This window comes from Prosthecobacter sp. (assembly GCF_044222565.1).
In the GTDB taxonomy this organism is placed as follows: Bacteria; Verrucomicrobiota; Verrucomicrobiia; order Verrucomicrobiales; family Verrucomicrobiaceae; genus Prosthecobacter.
The window spans coordinates 152,032-169,658 of record NZ_JBGANA010000017.1 but is presented as its reverse complement, the minus strand read 5'-3'; the positions used below and the strand labels follow the sequence as shown (position 1 = coordinate 169,658).

General features: G+C 60.4%; 20 protein-coding genes. 13 read left to right on the top strand and 7 right to left on the bottom strand.

Going from position 1 to position 17,627, the window contains the following annotated elements:
- Window positions 1–320 precede the first annotated feature (320 nt).
- Window positions 321–698: a hypothetical protein gene (locus ACILSR_RS22890; protein ID WP_395752128.1), complete on the top strand. Its 378-nt coding sequence runs from the start codon at window positions 321–323 to the stop codon at window positions 696–698.
- Between the two features lie 246 nt (window positions 699–944).
- Here the strand turns inward: ACILSR_RS22890 and ACILSR_RS22885 are convergent, their stop codons facing one another.
- Window positions 945–1,385, bottom strand: coding sequence for a hypothetical protein (locus ACILSR_RS22885; protein WP_395752127.1), 441 nt, complete (start codon window positions 1,383–1,385; stop codon window positions 945–947).
- 130 nt (window positions 1,386–1,515) lie between these two features.
- Here ACILSR_RS22885 and trpA point away from each other — a divergent pair, with 130 nt between their 5' ends.
- The 4 genes from trpA to dapA all read left to right on the top strand — a co-directional run bounded on the left by trpA (window position 1,516) and on the right by dapA (window position 5,032).
- Window positions 1,516–2,328 (top strand): tryptophan synthase subunit alpha, encoded by an 813-nt coding sequence (trpA, locus tag ACILSR_RS22880; RefSeq protein ID WP_395752126.1) that lies wholly within the window; start codon window positions 1,516–1,518, stop codon window positions 2,326–2,328.
- A gap of 42 nt (window positions 2,329–2,370) precedes the next feature.
- Window positions 2,371–3,183 carry a diaminopimelate epimerase gene (dapF, locus tag ACILSR_RS22875; protein WP_395752125.1) on the top strand — a complete coding sequence of 271 codons (813 nt, stop codon included), beginning with the start codon at window positions 2,371–2,373 and terminating at the stop codon, window positions 3,181–3,183.
- A gap of 26 nt (window positions 3,184–3,209) precedes the next feature.
- On the top strand, window positions 3,210–4,064 hold the full coding sequence (locus ACILSR_RS22870) for a DUF6348 family protein (protein ID WP_395752124.1): 855 nt from the start codon (window positions 3,210–3,212) through the stop codon (window positions 4,062–4,064).
- A gap of 86 nt (window positions 4,065–4,150) precedes the next feature.
- Window positions 4,151–5,032 carry a 4-hydroxy-tetrahydrodipicolinate synthase gene (dapA, locus tag ACILSR_RS22865; protein ID WP_395752123.1) on the top strand — a complete coding sequence of 294 codons (882 nt, stop codon included), beginning with the start codon at window positions 4,151–4,153 and terminating at the stop codon, window positions 5,030–5,032.
- A 322-nt stretch (window positions 5,033–5,354) separates the two neighbouring features.
- Here the strand turns inward: dapA and ACILSR_RS22860 are convergent, their stop codons facing one another.
- Window positions 5,355–5,912 carry a hypothetical protein gene (locus ACILSR_RS22860; RefSeq protein WP_395752122.1) on the bottom strand — a complete coding sequence of 186 codons (558 nt, stop codon included), beginning with the start codon at window positions 5,910–5,912 and terminating at the stop codon, window positions 5,355–5,357.
- 113 nt (window positions 5,913–6,025) lie between these two features.
- Between ACILSR_RS22860 and ACILSR_RS22855 the strand changes: the two genes are divergently transcribed.
- The 6 genes from ACILSR_RS22855 (at window position 6,026) to cimA (ending at window position 11,610) form a co-directional block, all read left to right on the top strand.
- A complete protein-coding gene (locus ACILSR_RS22855) occupies window positions 6,026–6,688 on the top strand; it encodes a hypothetical protein (RefSeq protein ID WP_395752121.1) in 663 nt (220 codons plus the stop codon).
- Window positions 6,685–7,872, top strand: a complete 1,188-nt coding sequence (glp, locus tag ACILSR_RS22850; RefSeq protein WP_395752120.1) for a gephyrin-like molybdotransferase Glp — start codon at window positions 6,685–6,687, stop codon at window positions 7,870–7,872. Before ACILSR_RS22855 ends, glp begins: the two co-directional genes overlap by 4 nt.
- A gap of 44 nt (window positions 7,873–7,916) precedes the next feature.
- Window positions 7,917–8,519, top strand: a complete 603-nt coding sequence (locus ACILSR_RS22845) for a hypothetical protein (protein WP_395752119.1) — start codon at window positions 7,917–7,919, stop codon at window positions 8,517–8,519.
- 65 nt (window positions 8,520–8,584) lie between these two features.
- Entirely contained in the window at window positions 8,585–9,229 is a 645-nt protein-coding gene (locus ACILSR_RS22840) for a sigma-70 family RNA polymerase sigma factor (protein WP_395752118.1), read from the top strand.
- A gap of 46 nt (window positions 9,230–9,275) precedes the next feature.
- Window positions 9,276–9,770, top strand: coding sequence for a hypothetical protein (locus tag ACILSR_RS22835; protein WP_395752117.1), 495 nt, complete (start codon window positions 9,276–9,278; stop codon window positions 9,768–9,770).
- 274 nt (window positions 9,771–10,044) lie between these two features.
- The gene (cimA, locus tag ACILSR_RS22830) at window positions 10,045–11,610 is read left to right on the top strand and encodes a citramalate synthase (RefSeq protein ID WP_395752116.1); all 1,566 of its coding nucleotides are present in this window, start codon (window positions 10,045–10,047) and stop codon (window positions 11,608–11,610) included.
- Window positions 11,611–11,736: 126 nt separating this feature from the next.
- On the opposite strand, the gene ACILSR_RS22825 is transcribed toward cimA, so the two are convergent.
- Window positions 11,737–12,486: an RluA family pseudouridine synthase gene (locus ACILSR_RS22825; protein WP_395752115.1), complete on the bottom strand. Its 750-nt coding sequence runs from the start codon at window positions 12,484–12,486 to the stop codon at window positions 11,737–11,739.
- Complete coding sequence (rfbD, locus tag ACILSR_RS22820) at window positions 12,483–13,367, bottom strand: dTDP-4-dehydrorhamnose reductase (protein ID WP_395752114.1); 885 nt, start codon at window positions 13,365–13,367, stop codon at window positions 12,483–12,485. The genes ACILSR_RS22825 and rfbD overlap by 4 nt, the downstream gene beginning before the upstream one ends.
- Window positions 13,368–13,446: 79 nt before the next feature.
- Between rfbD and ACILSR_RS22815 the strand changes: the two genes are divergently transcribed.
- On the top strand, window positions 13,447–14,718 hold the full coding sequence (locus tag ACILSR_RS22815) for an NAD(P)/FAD-dependent oxidoreductase (RefSeq protein ID WP_395752113.1): 1,272 nt from the start codon (window positions 13,447–13,449) through the stop codon (window positions 14,716–14,718).
- On the opposite strand, the gene ACILSR_RS22810 is transcribed toward ACILSR_RS22815, so the two are convergent.
- The 3 genes from ACILSR_RS22810 to ACILSR_RS22800 are packed head-to-tail and all read right to left on the bottom strand — an operon-like array spanning window position 14,657 to window position 16,849.
- On the bottom strand, window positions 14,657–15,133 hold the full coding sequence (locus tag ACILSR_RS22810; RefSeq protein ID WP_395752112.1) for a hypothetical protein: 477 nt from the start codon (window positions 15,131–15,133) through the stop codon (window positions 14,657–14,659). The genes ACILSR_RS22815 and ACILSR_RS22810 overlap by 62 nt on opposite strands.
- Window positions 15,130–16,344, bottom strand: a complete 1,215-nt coding sequence (locus ACILSR_RS22805; protein WP_395752111.1) for an acyltransferase family protein — start codon at window positions 16,342–16,344, stop codon at window positions 15,130–15,132. Before ACILSR_RS22805 ends, ACILSR_RS22810 begins: the two co-directional genes overlap by 4 nt.
- A 58-nt stretch (window positions 16,345–16,402) precedes the next feature.
- Entirely contained in the window at window positions 16,403–16,849 is a 447-nt protein-coding gene (locus ACILSR_RS22800; RefSeq protein WP_395752110.1) for a hypothetical protein, read from the bottom strand.
- Window positions 16,850–16,975: 126 nt separating this feature from the next.
- Here ACILSR_RS22800 and ACILSR_RS22795 point away from each other — a divergent pair, with 126 nt between their 5' ends.
- Entirely contained in the window at window positions 16,976–17,485 is a 510-nt protein-coding gene (locus ACILSR_RS22795; protein ID WP_395752109.1) for an FHA domain-containing protein, read from the top strand.
- The last annotated feature ends 142 nt before the right edge of the window (window positions 17,486–17,627 follow it).

Below are 17,627 nucleotides of genomic sequence, written 5' to 3'. Positions count from 1 at the left end.
CCATGGCCACGCGAACCTCATCAAGAGTCGCGTTGTCCATATTGAGCTCGATGCACGGGCGGGCCACCACCGCCTATTCATTACTATGATTCTAAAAAGTACAGCACGAATATGACAATCTTTTCGAGAACTGGTCTAGGAGTGACTGTCGGATATTCGCACATAACGTGCAGCACTCTAAAGACCCCGGCTATCGCCTGCATCGTTTTATTTGGGCCGTGAAGGGGCGGGCATCCGTCTGTCAGGCAACTGGTGGACTACGTCCGGGTAGGGGTTCACCCCACTTGATATCTGGGCCATTCACCCGTCAGTGAATTCCTATGTCAGACAAAATCAAAAAACGCTTCGGAATCTGGATGGACACTCACCACGCGACCATCATCGGCTACGACCCCGAAGCCGCCACGTTCACTGTCCTCGGTCATGCCAAGAATCCAGGTCCAGGCTCGAATTCGAACGAGAATGCAGCGAACCACCTCGAAATCACTTTGGTTCACAAATTCTTCAAGGAGATCGACCACCTTCTGGTGAACGCGGATGAAATCCACATTACCGGCAGCGGCACCATTCAGGAGCAGTTCGTCCACCATCTCGCCGAGACGCCCCAGTTCAAAAAGGCGGTCGTTTCCCAAAGCACCTCCAACCCGATGAGCGATGACAAGCTGGTGGAGTTCATCACCAGCCATTTCAAAAACTAGAGTAAGATGCCGGGCATCGTGAAACCTGAACCAAATGCCCGGCATGAATGGCAGGTTAAGCACTCCGTGCGACATCCACGAGGAGCAGATGAATCGTAAATGCTCAGTTTTGAACCTCCAAGATCCGAACTGAAGCTAACCAAAGCGCATCAAAATCCACGATGACAGGTCTTAACTGAGTGCCATTCACGCCTGACATTTACCTTATGCGTTAATTCGCCACTGCTTCATGTTCAACCATGCCCCTCATTCCAAAGCATACCTCGCCTTCCAACTGTCTGGAATGGGGAGACGCAGGCCATAAAGGTATCTGATGAGCTGGCCTTGATGGGCCGCCTCGTGCTCAAGCAGGTCGATCATCAACCGGTTTTGGGTGTCGGTGAACGAGTCCATCGTGGTCAGTATTCCTGCCAGATTTTCGGCAGAACGGTCAAGTGCTTCGGCCACCGGGCTTTTCTGGGCCACCGAATCGAGGGAACAAGAGAAACCAATCCACTCTCCAGCCATGAGAGCCTGACAGTAGCTCTCACGGGCGCCAACAACACACCACAACTGCAGGCCAATGGAGTTCGAAGGGAGGTTGGGCAGCTTGGAACTCAGCGCCTCATCACCAAAGGAACCGACCAAATCACGATAGAGAGCGAACGACCTCTCAAAACTGGCCCGGACGACTGAGGAGATGGACATCCGTTCAGACTAGCGCCGCGAGCGCCGAGTTGCCAGCCTGCAAACCAACTGGCACCGACTATTTTCCCACAGGCACCACCCCATTCCTTCATTCGACAGCGGGGAAATTGCATGCTAAACACCCCGCCCCATGTCTGCTCCAACCAACCGTCTCGACGCCCGTTTTGCCCAGCTTCGCACTCAGAAGAAGAAGGCATTCGTCGCCTATGTCTGCGCCGGAGATCCCACGCTTGAGGCCACCATTGAGATTGTACTGGGCCTGGAACGCGCCGGAGTGGATGTCGTGGAGCTTGGTGTGCCATTCTCCGATCCTCTTGCGGACGGCATTGTCAACCAGATGGCCGCAGACCGCGCGCTGAAGGCCGGGGCCTCCACGCCGAAGGTGCTGGAGATGATCCGCCAGCTCCGCACACAGTCCCAGGTGCCGCTTGTGCTCTTCACCTACCTGAACCCCGTCTATGCCTACGGCTACGAGCGCTTCCACATCGACGCCGCCGCCGCTGGTGCGGATGGCGTGCTCGTGCTGGACCTGCCACCGGACGAGGCTGCGCAGAACACCGAGCTGAAGCCCACCCCTGAGCTGCGCCACATCCAGCTCATCGCCCCCACCTCCCCGGCCGACCGCATTGCCAGCATTGCCAAATCAGCCGAAGGGTTTGTCTATTACGTCAGCCGCCTCGGCGTCACAGGCGCACAGGCACAGATCGCCACCGGCATCGCCGAGCAGGTCGCCATCATCAAGTCCGCTACGGACGTCCCCGTCTGCGTCGGCTTTGGCGTGTCCAATCCCTCCCAGGCCGCCGAAGTCGCCAGCAAAGCCGATGGCGTCGTGGTGGGCAGCGCCATCGTAAAGCTCATTGAGCAGAACGGCACCGCGCCCGACTGCGCCGCCAAAGTCGAAGCCTTCGTAAAACCCCTCGTCGATGCCGTCCACGCACTTTGACCGCCTTGACATTTTGACCACTCCTTGACCCATCTCCGCCCCATGACTCTGAACTTCACCAAAATGAACGGCGCCGGCAATGACTTCGTCATGCTGGACAATCGCGACCTTTCCATCTCGCTGACCAAAGAGCAGATCGAAAAGCTCTGCGACCGCCATCGCGGCATCGGAGCCGATGGCCTGCTCTGCGTCGAGCCCGCCACCGGCACTGGCGACTTCAAGATGCGTTACTACAACGCCGACGGCGGCGAGGCCGAGATGTGCGGCAATGGCGCACGTTGCTTTGGCCGTTTCGTCAATCATCTGCATGGCGACAAGCTCACCAAGATCGCCTTTGAAACCCTCGCCGGCATCATCTCCGCTGAGTTCGAAGGCGACCAGGTGCGCATCAACATGAGCACCCCGCACAGCCTCAAGCTCTCGCAGCACCTCGAGGTGGCCGGGGCCGGGCTGACCGTGCACAGCGTGAACACCGGCGTGCCCCATGCCGTGGTCATGGTCGATGATCTCGACGTCGTCCCCATTCGCGAATGGGGTGCCGCCCTCCGCTATCACGAAGCCTTCAAGCCCAAGGGCACGAATGCCAACTTCGCCAAGGTCGTGGCCCCAGGCAGCATCGCCATCCGCACCTACGAGCGTGGCGTGGAGGATGAAACCCTCGCCTGCGGCACCGGCATGGTCGGCTGTGCCCTCATCTACCACGAGCTCACCGGCGAACCCGGCCCCATCAGCGTCCTCGTCAAAGGCGGCGACACCCTGAAAGTCGGATTCGAAGAGCCGGACAAGAGCGAATATACCAACGTGACCCTTTTCGGACCGGCGGACTTTGTGTTCACAGGGAGTGTGAACCTCTAAATCTCGTAAAGCGGACATGGACACCCATGTTTGAATGGCTGCGCTCAACTCCTGCTCCAATCATTTGTCCGGACAACCCGGGCAACGGCACCTCCATCCAATGTGCTTTTTCCAATGCCACCGGCACGTGGAATGAGGAAGTGGACCTGCTGCAAAGCCTTGCGGATGTCATGCTGGCAGCAGGACATTCGGTGCAGATCAAAAAAGGCTGGCTGGAAGTCGACGACGGCTTTGTCATCCTTCCGCAGTTTTACAACCTGCAGCCCCAGGAGCCTTCGGGGGTGAGCACCTGCTCCACCATCGAGGTCCGGCATTCCAATCAGATCCCCCAGGGCGTTTTTGAGTACCAGCATTCGTTCGGAGAAAACCTGGCAGCCTCCTTCGCCCGGGGTTTCCAGAAGTGGCTGGAGATCGACTTTGCCGTGTTCCAAGACACCGTTTTGAAGAAGCCGGAAAACTGCCTGAGTCTGGAAATGTCCTTCCCAGCCAAAGACGGCAGCCCTCCTCATTACCGGCGCGCGCTGCTCGGGCCTGTATCTCTGACCCGGGCCGAGCCTCCCGCCGCACCCGTCTCTGAGGATGAACACGAAGCATTCTGCCCCTGCTGCCTCTTCATGTCCCTGTCTGAGCCTTTGAAGCCGCACATGGAATCCTCCAGCTTCATGGCCATCCGTTTCTTCGCAGCCCGCAGTGCCGACGGCGAGGCGTCGGCGGATTGCAGAATCAACGGCATGGACTGGGAGCCCGGCAGGCAGGCCTTGCTGGAATACGTGGGCAAATGGCCCGGGCAGGGGTTTGAATGCCGCAAGCAATACGGAGTGCTCCACTCGGTTGACGGGCCGTTTGAGACGGTGGCGCAGGACGAGCAGCCCGCCGATTGAGGTTCCTCCCCCTACAATTTCCAATTTTCAGTTTTCAATTCTCAGTTTTCAGTCCGACACATCTGCCCTTTCCATCCACCTCTCTCATGTTCGCAGGAACCCACACCGCCATCGTCACCCCATTCCGCAACGGCCAGATTGATGAAGCCGCGCTCAAATCGCTCATCGATTTCCAGTTCGACAACGGTGTCACCGGCGTCGTGCCCTGCGGCACCACGGGAGAATCCCCCACGCTTGATCACGAAGAGCACACCCGCGTGGTAAAGCTGACGGTCGAGTTCTCCAAAGGCCGCGGCGTGGTCATGGCAGGCACCGGATCCAATTCCACCCGTGAGGCCATCGAGCTCACCCAGGAAGCCGAGGCAGCAGGCGCCACCGCCTCCCTCCAGGTCGCCCCTTATTACAACAAGCCCACCCCCGAAGGCCTGTACCAGCATTTCAAAGCCATCGCGGACAACACCAAGCTCCCGCTCATGCTTTACAGCATCCCCGGACGCTGCGGCATCGAGATCGGTCTTGATGTGCTCGTGCGCCTCGCGGAAAACTGCCCGAACATCCGCTCCATCAAGGAAGCGGGCGGCAATCCTGAGCGCGTCAGCCAGATGAAGCAGATCCTTCCTGCCGACTTCGAGATCATGTCCGGCGACGACGGCCTCACCCTGCCATTCATGTCCGTGGGCGGCGTCGGCATCGTCAGCGTGGCAGGGAACCTCATTCCGAAGCAGATCAGCGAGATGGTGCAGCTCGCTTTGAAGGGCGACTACGTCTCCGCGCTGAAGATCCACACGAAGTACTACCCGCTCTTCGCCGCCTTCCTGAAACTGTCCACCAACCCCATCCCGATCAAAACGGCGATGGCCCTCGCCGGTCACTGCACCGATGAGCTGCGCCTGCCGATGACCGGCATGGAGCCGGAGAAGGTCGCGGAACTGAGCGCCACGCTGAAGAAGCTGGGCATCATCGGGTAGGTGATGCTGGGCAAAGACCGCCTGCAATAGTGGTCCGCACCTGCGTAGCCCCGAAGGGAATCCTCTGTGCGGTTCGAGCTACCCAGGGTCAGCTTTCTTCCGAACCACTTCGTGCAGTCGTCGTAGCTTATGAAGCCCCCAATCAGGGTGCGCTGCATTTTTCGCTGCCTAAGTGCCCCGGATATCCAGGGGCTCGCGTGCCGCACAGAGGACTGCGCGGACCACGATCTCGCGCCAGCCGTCAGCCCTCGTCCTTGAGATACGGCTCCGCTAGATGCAGCCATGGGTGAACCCAAACATTGCCGCGGAGAAACCCTGCTCTTCATCGCCGGTGTGCGAACGCCGGAGCGATCAAAGCAACGAGAATGGACAGGACCATCAGCACGAGAAAGAGAATGAAAAGGATCGAGACGATTGAAAACCTGGTCTTCACCTCCGGCGTCAGATCGACGATCCTTTGATACCCGGGCGACATCACGATGCGTCCTTTCTCTGACATCATCAGCCACAGCACATAGCCGTTCATCGTCGGCCCGACGACGGTGGGAATGGACACCACCAGAAGAATGCCCGAGATGACCGCCACGGGCACTCTCGCCCAGGGTTTCAGCCGCCGCAGTCCAGTCCCCAGACACAGGGCGGATGATGCACTCGCCAGGATCACCAGCCAGATCGCGAAGTCATTTCCTCTGAATTTCACGGTGACCAGTTCTCCTCCCACAATCAGCGCCGGCAGTAGCAGCACCGCTCCGATCAGGCCAAACATCGCCCCCACCCCTCGGATCTCCGACTCATGCCTGAGCATCGCACGGCGCATGGCTTCGGGCGATGACTCATCCACCAGCCGCGACTGCGGCGGTGCGTAGGGATTGATGTCCAATTCCTGCTCCATTCAGAATCATCCTACCAGAGTTCTCGCAATGTGCGCCAGCCACATTTGGGTGGCTCTGTTCCATGCTGGACAGCCTGCCACGATTGCGGCATCTATACCGCATGTCGTTTCAGCGCCATCTGTGCCTCGCCTTGCTCCTGGGGCTGTCCAGTTGCACCTACCTCGAAAACAAGTTCGGAGGCATGATGTCCTCATCCTCGAAAAAGTCGTCTGGCGACAAAAAGATCGGCGAGGCCAAGGTCATCGGCGTCATCGAGATGGTCAACCCGGAGCAAAACTACGTGCTCATCAATTGCGAGCAGCGCGTGGACATCCCCGCCGGCACCGAGATCATCTCCCAAGGTGTCAATGGCTCGGACGCCAGGCTCAAAGTCACACCCGAGCGCAAGGGGAACTACATCACCGCAGACATCACTCAGGGTACACCACAGCTGCGCGATCTGGTGGTCTATCAGGTCAAAGCCCCGGAGGGCGCCGCGCCCGCCACCGGCCCCATGGTCGCTCCCAATGCCTCTCCCGTGTCTTTGACACCCATCATGCGGGGAGATGTGCCGCCACCGCTCGATACCCCTTTCCAGCCCATGGGTACCCTGCAGTCAGTGCAAGGCCAGATCCCGGCCCAAACTCAGTCTCCGTCCCCCGTGAACCAGATTCCGCCGTCCATGCTGCAGCCCATTCCGCTGCCGCCAAAAGCGCCCAAATCTTCCCAGCCTGCGGACGAACCTGCGGCAGACCTGAGCAAACTGCCGCCTGTGATCCGATGATCTCTGAAAGCGAAGCCCTCGCACGTGTCCTCGCGGCCATGGCGCCCACACCGTCGCGTTCGCTCGACCTGTTTGCTGCGCTGGATCACTACGCCGCGCAGGAAGTGACCGCCACGGTACCCATCCCCGCCTTTGATCAGTCCGCCATGGACGGCTATGCCCTCCTCGCCGCGGAATCCGCCACCTCCAGGCCTCTGCGGGTCTCAGGTGAGCAGGCTGCCGGGCTGGACGCCTCGCTCCACTTGCAAAGCGGCTGCGCCATTCGCATTTTCACCGGTGCTCCCATACCCGCCGGCGCGGATGCCGTCATCATGCAGGAGGACGTCCGGCGTGAAGGCGACTTCATCATCTGCACCGATCCAGTCTCCGCCGGAGAAAACATTCGCCGCGCTGGCACGGACCTCTGCCACGGCCAGTTCGTGCTGCGTGCCGGCGAGAAGATCACCCCAGGCCGTCTGGCCGTGCTCGCGTCTCAGGGCCTGGATCAGATCCAAGTTCACACCCCGCCGCGCGTCGCCGTTCTGAGCACCGGAGACGAACTCGTGTCTCCCGGCGCCGGCCCGCTGCAGGCGGGCCAGATTTACAATACCAACGGCCTCATGCTGCGCGGCATGCTCGCGGAAACGGGCGTTCGCGAGTCCACCCAAGCGCACTGCCGCGATGATCTGCCGCACACCACCGAGACCCTTCGGCTTCTCCTGAGCACTCATGACGTTGTCCTCATCAGCGGCGGCGTTTCCGTGGGCGATCATGACCAGATCAAGCCTGCGCTCAAACAGCTCGGCGTGGAGCCGGAACTCTGGCGCGTGAAGGTAAAGCCCGGCAAGCCCTTCCTCTTCGCGCGGAGCGGAGCGTCCTACGTCTTCGGCCTGCCCGGAAACCCGGTGTCTTCCTTCGTCACCTTCATGCTCTTTGTGCGTCCTGCCCTTTTGAAAATGCTCGGCGCTGCAGAGGCCCATCTCACGCCGCGTTTCATCGGCGCCACCGCAGGCACCGCCCTCTCCAATCCCGGTGACCGCCCCCACTACTTGCGCGGCACCTTCTCCCAAGACCGGTTCATGCCGCTCGGCCATCAGCAAAGTCATGCCCTGCTGTCCCTCAGCCGGGCAGATGCCCTGCTGCGGCTGGAGCCAGAACAAACTCTCCAGCCCGGAGACGCGGCACAAGTGTGGTTGCTGGATTGATCGGTTGCGCATGCACCACCGCCACCCATTCTGCCCCCTCTCCCATGGAACACGTTCTCGTCATCACCCGTCAGCTTTTTGATCAACTCGGCAGCTTCCAAGGCTTTCAGGCCGATGCCCCGCGCTACCTGCACGCCATGCTGACCCCGGGAGCCAATCATTTCATGGAGCGCCCCGCCGCTGAAAAAGATCCTTCTCACAAGCAGCTCATCCCCTACACCATCTTTCATCACGCCGGCCGCTACCTCAGCTACACTCGCGGCGGCAGCTCAGGGGAGAAGCGCCTCGTCGCGAAACGCTCCATCGGCATCGGCGGTCACATCAATCCGGTGGATGCAGGGCAAGACGGTCTCGGCGAAACCATGTACTACAATGGCGTCGAACGCGAGATGGCCGAAGAGCTCGTCATCGCCGGCACTCACACGCAGAAGGTCATCGGTCTCATCAATGACGACGCCACCGAGGTCGGCAGCGTGCACCTTGGCGTGGTCCACTTCTTTGACCTCAGCAGCGATGACGTGAAGTCCAACGAAGACGCCATCCAGGACCTCCGCTTCCACACGTTGGAAGAACTCCATGCCATGCACGACGAGCTCGAGACCTGGTCCCAGATCTGCGTGGACCACCTTTGGAATGTTCAAAAATAATTGAAATTCGTACGGCCGGAAGAAATGCTTGTCTCTTGGGGCAACGGGTGTTTCTCTTCCGTGTAATGGAAGAAACATCACTCAGCGCCGCGGCATCTCCGGAAGCTTCGCTGACACAGCCCGTGCCCAACAGCAGCTCCGCCGAGGATCGCATCCTGGTGGAAAAAGCTCAGGCGGGAGACACGCGTGCTTTTGATGATCTCGTCCGCAAGTACACCCCCAAGCTCTACGGCCTCATCTACAACATGACCTCCAACCGCGAAGACACCGCGGACCTGCTGCAGGACGTGTTCGCCAAGGCCTACCGCTCCATCAAGCGCTTCATGGGCAAGTCATCGTTCTATACATGGATCTATTCCATCGCGGTGAACATGACTTTGAACTTCCTCAAGAAGCGTGGCCGGCATCACAAGGTCAGTCTTGACGATGTAGATACCGGCATCGAAAACGATCCCGAATTCATTCGCGTTACCACGGCCAATTCAGGCACTCTTCGTGAGGTAAACATCCACGAATTGCAGAAAAGGTTGAACGCAGCCATGATGCGCCTGTCAGAAGACCACCGCACGGTGGTGACTTTGTACGACGTACAAGGTCTCCAGCATGCCGAAATCAGCAGGATACTAGGAGTCTCGGAAGGGACCGTCAGGTCCCGGTTGTTTTACGCACATCGACTTCTCCAAACCTATCTTGAAGACTTCGTTAAATAAGGAACGTCTGCCACTCACGCAAAGAAACAACAATCCACAGCACGCCATGAATGAATTCGAAAACATCCAGCGGTTGATTCGATTGAAGCGGTATGAACAGCCCGAAGAGGGGTTCACCGAGAACTTCCTTCAGCAGTTTCATGAGAGGCAGCGTGCCGAACTCCTCAAGCAGTCCTCCCTTGAGCTTCTCACGGAGCGCTTCTCCACCTGGTGGAGCCATCTTCTGGTTCCCAAATGGAGCCTGGCCACCGCCGCCCTTGCCATCTGCTCCGTCTGCGCGTGGATGCTTTCCCGCCCTGGCGAAACCTCCGGCGCGGCCATCACTGAATCCCCAACGGCTCCTGAAAAGCCCTTCGTTTCCAAAATGGATCTCAGCGGGATCCCCCTGGCCCGCGAACAATCCAAGGACAAGGCCGTCCCAGCCATCGAAGGCAAGGCCCCTCTGGCCCTACCCGCCTCCACCACCAACTGGGAGAAACCCAACGTGAAAAACGCCATCCCCGCCGTCCAGAGCGGTGCCGCAGGCGGTCAGGGCAAATAGACCGGCCCCACGGGTGCTGAAAACTTCTCTTTGCCATCAGGGCGGCCCCGGCGTAATTCTGCGCTGATCATGGGAAACCGCCCTGACAACCGCCTCATTTTCCGAATTAGCTTCGGACTCGTCCGCGCCTGACGTCGCCGGGTGAGTCCGTTGCCTTGCATGCCTGCGCACCTCGCGCCCCTGGCATCCGGCGTCCCGGAACTTCTGGCAACCCGCCAGCCCGGCCTGTTTTCTCATTGCGCACCCCTGTCCCCCTCTCCATTTCCCCTCCTTCATGTCTTCAGTTACCATCTATGACACCACCCTCCGTGACGGCACGCAGGGCACCGGCATCTCCTTCAGCACCCTCGACAAAATCCGCGTGGCGGAAAAGCTCGACGATTTCGGCGTGCACTACATCGAGGGCGGCTGGCCCGGCTCCAATCCCAAAGACGCCGCCTTCTTTGAAGAAGCCGCCAAACGCTCATGGAAGACCGCCAAAATCACCGCCTTCGGCATGACCCGTCGCGGTAAAATGAAGGTCGAAGACGATCCGCAGGTCAAAATGCTGCTCGATGCCAAGACGCCCGCCGTCACCATCGTCGGCAAGACCTGGGCCCTTCACGTCACCGAGGTCTTCCAGGTCACTCTGGAGGAAAACCTCGCCATGATCTCCGACACCGTCGCCTATCTGAAACAGCACGGCCGCGAGGTGCTCTACGATGCCGAGCATTTCTTCGACAGCTTCAAAGAAGATCCCGAATACTCCCTCAAAACCGTCAAGGCCGCCCAGGACGCCGGCGCAGACCTCATCGTGCTGTGCGAGACCAATGGCGGCGCTCTTCCCGAGTTCGTCGAAGAGACCACCCGGAAAGTCATCGCCCATCTGGGACGCCCCGTCGGCATCCACACCCACAATGACGGCGGCGTCGGCGTGGCCAATGCCCTCGCAGCCGTGCGCGCTGGCGCCTGCCAGGTGCAGGGCACCATCAATGGTTACGGCGAACGCGTGGGAAACTGCAATCTCACCACCATCATGCCCAATCTTCAGATCAAGATGGGCATCCCCCTTGGCATCGACCTCACCCGTCTGCTCGAACTCGCCAACTTCGTCGATGAGCTCGCCAACGTTCCTCACGACATCCGCGCCCCATACGTCGGCGTCGCCGCGTTCACGCACAAAGGCGGCCTCCATGTCCATGCCGTGCAGAAACTCGCCCGCACCTACGAGCACGTGGACCCCGCCCTTGTCGGCAATCAGCGCGTCATCACCATCTCGGACATGTCCGGCCAGTCCAATGTGCTGATCAAGGCCGAAGGCATGGGCTTCAAATTCGCCAAGGGAGACGCCCGCGTGCAGACCATCCTCGCCGAGGTCAAGCGCCTCGAAAGCGAAGGCTACGAGTTCGAAGCCGCGGAAGCCTCCTTCGAGATGCTCATCCGCAAGCAGCTCGGCCAGTATCAGCCCATCTTCAATCTCATCGAGTATCATTCCACCCACCGCTTCCACGGCGGAGAGCATGGCTTTGAAACCTGCGAAGCCACCATCAAAGTCGAAATCGATGGCAGCCGAGTTTACACCGTGGATGAAGGAGACGGCCCTGTGAATGCGCTCGACAACGCCCTGCGCAAAGCCCTCCTGCCCTTCTTCCCCGCCCTCAAGGTCATGCGCCTGGCCGACTACAAGGTCCGCATCATCGACGGCGGCACCGGCACGGCGGCCAAGACTCGCGTCCTCATCACCAGCACCGACGGCAACGCCACCTGGGGCACCGTCGGAGTCAGCTGCAACATCATCGACGCCAGCTGGAAAGCCCTCGTCGATGGCATCGAATACTTCCTGCTCAAGCAGGCAGCATAGCGGTCAGTACAGTAGTCATCTCGCTCCGTCGAGATGAGCCCAACGCGCTCGACCTCGCGGAGCGCCTGCACACCATGCAACGCCCCGCCCCGTAATTCCCTCGGCTCCTCTCGCTCCGCGAGAGGGCTACTGTCCTCCCTTCATTCCCGCCGCCGCCAGCACCGCCACCAAATCTGGCGGCAGCGGCGCTTTCACACTGAGCTGCTGCCCGGAAGCCGGGTGCTTCAGGCTCAGCTCATGCGCATGCAGAAACAGCCGCTTCGCCAAAATCGTCTTCCGCAGCTTCCGGTTCAGGTCAAACGACCCATACACATCATCCCCCACCAGCGGCAGCTGGCGTGATGCCGCCTGCACGCGGATCTGATGCGTCTTCCCGGTGATCAGCTCCACTTCGATCAACACCACGCGATTGAGCGCATTCGCTTCGAGCACCCGGTATTTCGCCTCCGCATTCGGCCGCACGCCATGGCGCACCGTCGTGCGCACCTGATTCTTCGCATGGGCGGTGATCAGATGATCCAGCCATACCCCTTCCGGTTTCGCTGCGTTCCCGCTGCACAGCGCCATGTATTTTTTCCGCACCACCTCCGCTTCAAACGCCGCGCGGCATGCCGCCGCCGTCTTTTCATCCTTGGCTCCCAGCAGCACACCTGAGGTGTCTTGATCCAGCCGATGCAGCAGCCACACACTTCCAGCCGCGGTTTTGAAACAGCGCCGGTCCTGATCATAGCTTCCTTCAAAGGCCGCCATCTGCGCTTTGCCCGCCTTCGGGTTCGGATGCGAAAGCACACCATGCGGTTTGTTCACCACAATGAGGAACCGGTCCTCATGGAGAATCTCGCAGCGGGTCATGGCGGAGGAGGGGGCGGGAGTCATTTCGGCTGATACTTCTGCACCAGATATTCTTCCAATGCATCGTGCCAGTTGCGGATCTCCTCCCCCAGCAGCCCCTGCAGTTTCGCATTGCTCATCAGCGTCATCAGCGGGCGCTGCGCCTTGAACTGCGTGAGGCTGGCCAGTGGTACTGGCTGTACGCGCGTAGTCTTCACCGGCACTCCAAGCCACTCGGCAATGCCCAGCGCCGCCTCTGCCCACGTATGCCAGGAGGCAATGCCGCTGTTGCACAGATGCAGCACCCCGTTCGTGCCGGGATGTTCCAGAACAAGCCGCTCAACCCAGCCGCAGATGTCCGCATTGCTCGTCGGCGCAGACACCTTGTCCGCCACCGCAGTCAGCTCCTCCGTCTGCATGGCCCGCAGGATGATGTTGTCAGGATGGCTCGGCTTGTCCGGGCCAAACAGCCAGGAGACGCGTGCCACCAGGGCACGCGGGGAGGCCTTCAGCACCGCCGCTTCTCCGGCCAGCTTGGTCCGGCCATACACATTCACCGGCTTCGTCTCGTCCTCTTCACGCCACAGATCATGCGGCTCCCCGCTGAAGACATAATCCGTGCTAAACTGAATCATGCGCGCCCCCTTGCGTTCACTGCATTCGGCGATGACCTGCGGTGCCACCACGTTGGCCAGCAGCGCACGTTCCGGCTGCACTTCGCACACATCCGGGCTGGTCATGCCTGCAGCATTCAGCACCACGTCGTATTCCTGCGCCGCCAGCTTCGCCGGGATCTCGTCCGGTTTTTCAAAATCCATCTCGGCCCGCCCCCAGCACGTGAGGTTATTTTTCCCTCCCAAATGGCGCTGCAAGGCACGCCCCAGGCCGCCGGTGGCGCCGAGGATGAGGATACGGGGGGATGGCATGCACCATGCTTGCCATGCCTACGGCGCTTGCAAAGCCAAAAGGCATCTCCAAAATAGGCGCACGAGTGATTAAGGATGAATGAGTGATGCGCAGCCCAGGATTGTAATTGTAGGCGCCGGCCTTGCGGGGCTGGCCTGTGCCCGCGTTTTGGCCGCCGCTGGTCGTCCCTTCACCCTTCTGGAAGCGTCCAATGCCGTCGGTGGCCGCGTGCGCACGGACGTGGTCGATGGCTTCCTGCTTGACCGCGGCTTCCAGGTCTTCCTTCCCGCCTACCCTGAGGCGCGTCGTGTCCTGGATTACGAGGCTCTCGATCTGAAGTCACTCTACCGTGGCGCGGATGTCTTCGTCAAAAACCGCTTCTACCGCATGGCGGACCCGCTGGCGCATCCGCTCACGGCGCTCAAAAACGTCAATGCCGAGATCGTCACCCTCCGGGACAAATGGACCACGCTCCTGCTGCGCAAAGAAGTTTTCGGCCTCCGCGAGCCCCCGGCGGAGCTTCCCGAGATGGAGTCCGAGGACTACCTGCGCGACTTCGGCTTCTCCGAGGGCATGATTGATCGCTTCTTCCGCCCCTTCTTTGGCGGCGTCTTTCAGGAAAAGGATCTGCGCACCAGCGCACGCATGCTGCTGTTTTTGTTCTCCATGTTTGACCGCGCCGGCAGTGCCCTGCCCGCACGCGGCATGCAGTCCATTCCCGATCAGCTCGCCATGGCCCTCCCGCCGAAGAGCCTCCGCCTCAATGCCCCGGTCTCCGCAGTGCGCGCCGGGGAGGTGACGCTGGACACAGGCGAGGTCATCCATGCCGACCACGTCATCGTCGCCGTTGGCGAGGAGGTGGCACACCGGCTCCTGCCCTCTCCTGAAAACACCACCCGTCTTCCCAGCCGCTCCACCACCTGCATGTACTTCGCCACGGACGATCTCCCTCCTGGAGATCCCATCCTCCATCTGGATGGCGACGGCCGCGGCCCGGTGAACAGCGTCGTCGTGCTCTCGCGGGTTTCACCGCACTACGCTCCGCCGGGGCAGCACCTCATCTCCGCCTCCATCATCGGCGCCCCTTCCAGTACCGAGCTTGAGCAGGTCGTGCGCGAGCAGATGGGCAGCTGGTTCGGCGAGGCTGTGGTCTCGAAATGGCGCCACCTCCGCACCTACCAGATCCGCCATGCACAGCCGGAAAGCCGGCAGCTGCGCCTCGGCGAGGGGCCGCTTCCCAGCGTGCTCGAACCGGGCCTCTACCGCTGCGGGGACTGGTGTGAAAACATCTCCATCAACGGCGCTCTGCTCAGCGGCCGTCGATGCGGAATGGCGGTAATGAAAGCGTTGGGAGATCCGAGCCTGGATTAGCCGGTGCCTGGGGCGCGGCCTGCGTCGGCAGCACAAAGGGATTGATCGTGGCCGGCGCATTGGCCAGCTTCACCTCCACCTTCGTAACTCCAAACTTCTCCGGTTTCTTCGCGGCGATCGTCCTCAGCTCCTGCGCCACATTTTCGGCATCTCCACGTTTCGCCAGGTCCATAATGGTCAAGGTGGTGAACCCAGGTCCGGCCTCAACATGGATCTTGCTGTCCGGCACTCCCATGTCCACATGGATCAGCTTCTCCCAGTTGCTCGAGTGCTGCAGGTCAGGGATCAGCACGAGGCCCGCCTTGTGCTTGCGCTCCTCGTCCTGCAGATCACGCCCGGCCGCAGGCGCCTCCGGCTTGCTCTGGCAGGCTGCAAGGCAGGAGATGCTGGCTAAAAGGAAGTATTTGGAGATCACAGTTTGATGAAGGCCTTCTGTTTATACAGCCACCAGCAGATCAGCCAAAGCACAAACAGCACTCCGCATCTGTCGATGACAGGAGTCCAATACGCCGGGAAAGCCGTCTCCGGCAGATGCTTGTGCAGATTTTCCCGGATCCATCCGGCGCACAGGCTGTGCAGCAGGTAGATCACGATGCTGTTCATGCCCACCACCACCAGCGGGAAAACCAGCTTCCGCATCCCCAGGATCTCCACCAGCCCGTAAAAGAAGGAGAGCAGGATCAACACCCAGCCGCCGCTCAGGATCACCCATGACGGCGTCCAGATGCGCTTCACCACCGGAAGCAGCGTGTACTGGTCAAACTTGGCTCCGATCACCGGCAGGACTTTCACGTCCAGCGCCGTCCCCACCACCACCAGCACCAGGCCCATGATCAGCAGCGCCGCCCATTTGCCCTTCTCCGTTTTGCTGCTGCGCATCAGGAAGCAGCCCGTCAGCGCCCCCAGCATCATCGTGGCCAGCGCCGGCACGAAGTTCAGCGTCTGGTATCCGCCAGAAGTGAACTGGTACGGCTGCGCCTGCGGCAGCTGGTTGAGAAACCACCGGTCAAACGCGGCCGCCGCATTGGTGTGAATGTTCCAGTGCCCGGCAAACCCCGGCAAAATCCCCTGCTCCACATCCTTCATGCCCGCGATCGCGGCCAGATCTTCCGGCGAGGGCAGCGGATGCTGGATGAAAAACCACGAATATCCCGCCAAAATCAGAATGATCCACGCCATCAGATACTCCCAGCCCAGGCGTGTCAGCAGGAACAGCACAAAGTACCCCAGCCCGATCTGCGCCAGCACATTGGTAAACAGGAAGACCGTGTGCTTGTCCCCGGCTTTGGTGGCCAGCATCACCCCCAGCGCCACCAGCAGTATGGAGCGCGTCAGCGCATGCCACGCCATGCCAAAAAATCCCTGCCCATGCTCGCGCCGCTTCGCATAGGAAAACGGCACCGACATGCCCACCATGAACATGAAGCTCGGCTGGATCAGGTCCCACAGGGAGCAGCCCTGCCAGGCCTGATGCGCAAACTGCGGCATCACAAACTCCCAGGCGGACCCCGGATTCGCGGCGGCCATCTGCACGATGCCAAAGCCCGAAGAGGCCATCAGCAGCATGATGAAACCTCGAAATGCATCGAGGGAAAGGAGTCGTTGGTTGGTTGTGGTTGGGTTCATGGACCAACCTCAAACGCACCTCGCGCACACCTGCTATCGAAAGCCCGTCAGGTATTGGTCAGGCCGCCTTGAGCACTTCGTGAGTGTGGATCGCAGGATTCACAATGTCCCGCACAAATTGCGCAGGCTCCGCCCCTTCCCCAAACACATAGATCCTGGTGCGCAGCGTCAGCTTTTTCAGTTCAAAGCCAGCGTTCGGCGTGCTGCGGTAGTAGTTCAAGATCATCTCTTTTTCCAAATCCAGCGCTGCTCCCTTCATCCCGTATTCAAGGACGAATGCCGCCTTCTCAAATGCCGGCTGGCCGCCCACGCGGGCCTCCTGGCTGATGGGGTCGATCAGCACCTTGTCCACAAAGGCCTTCAGGGCAGACTCGTCTCCGTCAAACTCGATCTTGTACACGCGTCCCTCACGATATTTCAGCGGCAGCGGATGCGGGGCATACAGCAGCTTGTGGCAGTCGCTTTCAGTGTCGAATTTACCAAGAATTTCAAAAATTTGGGTCACAGGGAGAGGAAGGCTGAGGTGGTTCCCCGCTTTCCTAGCGGAGAACCCCCGCCCGCGCAAGCCCGCACCCGCCTGCCGTGAATCCCTCTTGCCTCCCCGCCCCCGGCCTGCTAAGACTGCTCCGTTATGCCTCGTATTCAATTCACCACTCCTGACGGTGCCTCCGGCGCCCTCGAACTCGACGCCGAACGTATGACCGTGGGTCGTGCCGATGACAACCAGCTCATCATCGCTGATGACTCCGTGTCCAGCCATCATGGTGAAGTGGTCTTCGACGGCAGTTCCTGGACGCTCACCGACCTTGGTTCCACCAACGGCACCAAAATCGGCGGCACCCGCGTGGAGCAGGTCAGCCTCTCCCCCGGCGGCGCCTTTCAGCTCGGCAATGTGAACTGCGTGTTCGTCGGCGATGGCGAAGTGGAGGAGGATGCCTATTCCGCCCCGACCATCTCCGTTTCCACCCCGTCCAGCGGATACGGCAGCCAGCCCTACAACGGGCGCATGCGCACAGGCTTCGGCCCCAAGGTTAAACAGAAAAACCAAGGCTCCGGCCTTGTCCTCACGCTCGGCGTTCTCGGCATCCTCGCCTGCGGAGCAGCCGTGTTTTTCGCCAATCAAATGGGTGTAACCCCCTGAGCCTGACAACAGCACGCGCTCGCCTTCCTGACTCCCTCCGGGGAGACCTGCAGCGGCCCCTCCGGCTGCCATGCCCCAGTCTGCGCGTCACAAAACCAACCCTCTTGCGGCTTCCTCATGCCGCCATCCCAAGCTAAGAATC

What these genes read in the sequence shown, in the direction of transcription:
- ACILSR_RS22845 (WP_395752119.1), top strand. Translation starts at nt 7,917, where the DNA reads ATGGAACACGTTCTCGTCATCACCCGTCAGCTTTTTGATCAACTCGGC.
- rfbD (WP_395752114.1), bottom strand. Translation starts at nt 13,367, where the DNA reads ATGCCATCCCCCCGTATCCTCATCCTCGGCGCCACCGGCGGCCTGGGG.
- ACILSR_RS22825 (WP_395752115.1), bottom strand. Translation starts at nt 12,486, where the DNA reads ATGACTCCCGCCCCCTCCTCCGCCATGACCCGCTGCGAGATTCTCCAT.
- ACILSR_RS22815 (WP_395752113.1), top strand. Translation starts at nt 13,447, where the DNA reads ATGAGTGATGCGCAGCCCAGGATTGTAATTGTAGGCGCCGGCCTTGCG.
- cimA (WP_395752116.1), top strand. Translation starts at nt 10,045, where the DNA reads ATGTCTTCAGTTACCATCTATGACACCACCCTCCGTGACGGCACGCAG.
- dapF (WP_395752125.1), top strand. Translation starts at nt 2,371, where the DNA reads ATGACTCTGAACTTCACCAAAATGAACGGCGCCGGCAATGACTTCGTC.
- ACILSR_RS22795 (WP_395752109.1), top strand. Translation starts at nt 16,976, where the DNA reads ATGCCTCGTATTCAATTCACCACTCCTGACGGTGCCTCCGGCGCCCTC.
- ACILSR_RS22840 (WP_395752118.1), top strand. Translation starts at nt 8,585, where the DNA reads ATGGAAGAAACATCACTCAGCGCCGCGGCATCTCCGGAAGCTTCGCTG.
- ACILSR_RS22885 (WP_395752127.1), bottom strand. Translation starts at nt 1,385, where the DNA reads ATGTCCATCTCCTCAGTCGTCCGGGCCAGTTTTGAGAGGTCGTTCGCT.
- ACILSR_RS22870 (WP_395752124.1), top strand. Translation starts at nt 3,210, where the DNA reads ATGTTTGAATGGCTGCGCTCAACTCCTGCTCCAATCATTTGTCCGGAC.
- dapA (WP_395752123.1), top strand. Translation starts at nt 4,151, where the DNA reads ATGTTCGCAGGAACCCACACCGCCATCGTCACCCCATTCCGCAACGGC.
- ACILSR_RS22890 (WP_395752128.1), top strand. Translation starts at nt 321, where the DNA reads ATGTCAGACAAAATCAAAAAACGCTTCGGAATCTGGATGGACACTCAC.
- ACILSR_RS22835 (WP_395752117.1), top strand. Translation starts at nt 9,276, where the DNA reads ATGAATGAATTCGAAAACATCCAGCGGTTGATTCGATTGAAGCGGTAT.
- trpA (WP_395752126.1), top strand. Translation starts at nt 1,516, where the DNA reads ATGTCTGCTCCAACCAACCGTCTCGACGCCCGTTTTGCCCAGCTTCGC.
- ACILSR_RS22855 (WP_395752121.1), top strand. Translation starts at nt 6,026, where the DNA reads ATGTCGTTTCAGCGCCATCTGTGCCTCGCCTTGCTCCTGGGGCTGTCC.
- glp (WP_395752120.1), top strand. Translation starts at nt 6,685, where the DNA reads ATGATCTCTGAAAGCGAAGCCCTCGCACGTGTCCTCGCGGCCATGGCG.
- ACILSR_RS22805 (WP_395752111.1), bottom strand. Translation starts at nt 16,344, where the DNA reads ATGAACCCAACCACAACCAACCAACGACTCCTTTCCCTCGATGCATTT.